This is a genomic window from Victivallis sp. Marseille-Q1083 (assembly GCF_903645315.1).
In the GTDB taxonomy this organism is placed as follows: Bacteria; Verrucomicrobiota; Lentisphaeria; order Victivallales; family Victivallaceae; genus UMGS1518.
Genome location: NZ_CAHJXL010000004.1, coordinates 1 through 2387 on the forward strand (window position 1 = coordinate 1; position 2387 = coordinate 2387).

A 2387-nucleotide genomic window follows, 5' to 3' on the forward strand; every position below is an offset into this window, starting at 1 on the left:
CTTCATTCGCAAGGATATTTCTTCTACGGTTAAATGCGGTTGAATCATCGGTAACCTCCTGTTTCGGTTACCGATAATATAGCATCATTTTTAATCGATGTCTATGTTTGAAAGCGAAATAGTATTAGTCGATGAAGCAATAAATAATGATCGAAACAGAACATTGAATTTTTTCATCTTATTCACTCTATCCTGAATATTGCATGAAATTGGAAAAAACGACGGGCAATCTGTCGATTAACACATTATATTGTAATCGCTAACCAAACAGCATAACACGGAAGATTGCCCATGACAAAATGTAGTGTTTCCAATTCGGTCTTTCAAGGGCCGAACCGCAAAAAAAATTGAATTCAATTTCGATGGTGGTGCCATCAACAGCGACGAAGGATTGCTTTTCATCAAGGAATTTGACCGAAAACTTGGGTTGACCCGTCGTGCCAGAACGCTGTTGAATTCTTTTGACAGCCGGCAATCAAGAAAAGTCAAACACTCCACGCTCGATATGCTTCGGCAAAGAGTGTTTGTATTGGTCGCGGGAAACGAAGACCTCAACGATCATCATGAATTGCGGAATGATCCCCTGATTCAAACAATCGTCGGTCGGGATCGGTAACTTGCAACTCCAAGTACCCTCTGCCGGTTCGAAAACAGAATAAACGGTCAAGCCTGTATTGAGTTGAGCCGATTGTTTATCGAGTTCTTTGTAAAAAGTTTTACCACCCCGCTCATGAACTCATCCTTGATTTCGACGCAACCGATGATCTCACCTACCGGATGCAGGAAAAACGTTTCTTTCACGGGTATTATGACTATTACTTGTTTTCTTCCGCTCTAGGTGTTCTGTGGCGATCAATTACTTTGCGCCTATCTCTGGCCCTCAAAGATGGATGCGGTCAAGCATTCCCGGGCAATTCTTTCTCTGTTGGTGAAACGACTCCGTAGGAAATGGCCGAAGGTCAATCTTATTTTCCGGGATGACAGCGGTTTTTGCCGTCAGAAAATGTTGAATTGGTGTGACAAAAACAATGTCAAATACATTGTCGGACTCGCAAAGAATTCTCGTCTCTTGGAATTCTCAAAGGAGCTTCAAGATCAAGTTGCTCTTTCAAGTACTTGTCCAAATCAGGAAATCTTGCGCTTGATCGCCGCAAAAATCATTGCCATGGAATAATCGGTAGGAGAGCTGTTCCCGGCTTGTTGATCAACAACGGAGATAAGGGGGAGTAGGGCAGATTTCCGGTTTTACAATTTCCCGAAAATAGAACTCAGATTACTGAAACGCTTTGCGATGGGCAAATTGCTTCCATAACCGGCAATGCTCAGATCGCCAATTATTTTTATTACGGAGTTACAGAAGACGGTCAGATATGGAAGATAACCAATATCGGCTGCTGGCAGTCCCCGTTGGACAAAGGAATATCATGATATGTTAAATCGTAAGATTAAGGTTGAGTTTTCTGGCTTCAACGACACAATCATTACAGAACAATTAGGATGGGATGGTAATAATGATGATACACTTACCATTACTTCATCAGATAGGATCATATTAACAGATATTATATTTTTAAAGAAAATAATTGCTGGTTTTTAATGAGCATACAGTCTATTTATGGAAATTATAATGGCAATATTACCACAAAAATCATGCAAACTAAAGTAAAATTATCAGGGTTTTCAATAAACTAAATATCAGAAATTCGTTCGATAGATATTTACGAAAATACTTCAATACAAAATACTATAATTGATCGTGAAACAAAGAATAAAACAGTCAATATTGTAAAATCTGGATATAACCAATCTGAACAATATATACATATAAATGGTCTTTTAGTTTCTCAAAAAAATTTTTCTGATTTGATTACTACTTATAATTATGACAGATTGGAGAGAGATTTCCAAGAAAATTCCAAGAATCGGCATACAAGAAATCACATACTTTGTTAATGGTGCAGGAAAAACAGGGAAAATACATATATAAAAAAATACTGCTGGTCATACTGTATTGTGCCGGCAACTAACTAACTTGCATATAAAACAGTCTTGGAATGGAATAATTTCTTGATTCGTTCCGGCTGTTCAGCTATCATTTCCATATGTTGCTTGGCATGTTCGGTATGTTGCTTGGCATGTTCGGTTATTTTTCCTTTGGCGCGCCCCAAGGGCTTGTTGCTCAGATTTGATTTCAACTCGCGGTTGGGATATTCATCCGGGTTCAGGTCGGGACTGTAGCTCGGCAAGAAAAATAACTTAACCTGAATATTGCGTAAATTTTCAAAAACAAAGAGGCAGATTCTCGACTAATATATTATATTGTAATATTTTACGTGACAATATAACGCCGAGGTCTGCCAATGACAAAATGTAACGTTTCGATTCCG

General features: G+C 38.6%; 4 protein-coding genes. 3 read left to right on the forward strand and 1 reads right to left on the reverse strand.

Annotated features, from left to right (window positions below; genetic code table 11):
* Positions 1-304 precede the first annotated feature (304 nt).
* The 3 genes from HWX74_RS20775 to HWX74_RS19920 all read left to right on the forward strand — a co-directional run bounded on the left by HWX74_RS20775 (position 305) and on the right by HWX74_RS19920 (position 1597).
* The gene (locus tag HWX74_RS20775) at positions 305-616 is read left to right on the forward strand and encodes a transposase (protein ID WP_176015319.1); all 312 of its coding nucleotides are present in this window, start codon (positions 305-307) and stop codon (positions 614-616) included.
* A 222-nt stretch (positions 617-838) separates the two neighbouring features.
* Complete coding sequence (locus tag HWX74_RS20780) at positions 839-1174, forward strand: transposase (protein WP_176015320.1); 336 nt, start codon at positions 839-841, stop codon at positions 1172-1174.
* 255 nt (positions 1175-1429) lie between these two features.
* Positions 1430-1597 carry a hypothetical protein gene (locus HWX74_RS19920; RefSeq protein ID WP_176015321.1) on the forward strand — a complete coding sequence of 56 codons (168 nt, stop codon included), beginning with the start codon at positions 1430-1432 and terminating at the stop codon, positions 1595-1597.
* 430 nt (positions 1598-2027) lie between these two features.
* Here HWX74_RS19920 and HWX74_RS19925 read toward each other — a convergent pair whose 3' ends face one another.
* On the reverse strand, positions 2028-2300 hold the full coding sequence (locus HWX74_RS19925; RefSeq protein ID WP_368506840.1) for a transposase: 273 nt from the start codon (positions 2298-2300) through the stop codon (positions 2028-2030).
* Between the last annotated feature and the right edge of the window lie 87 nt (positions 2301-2387).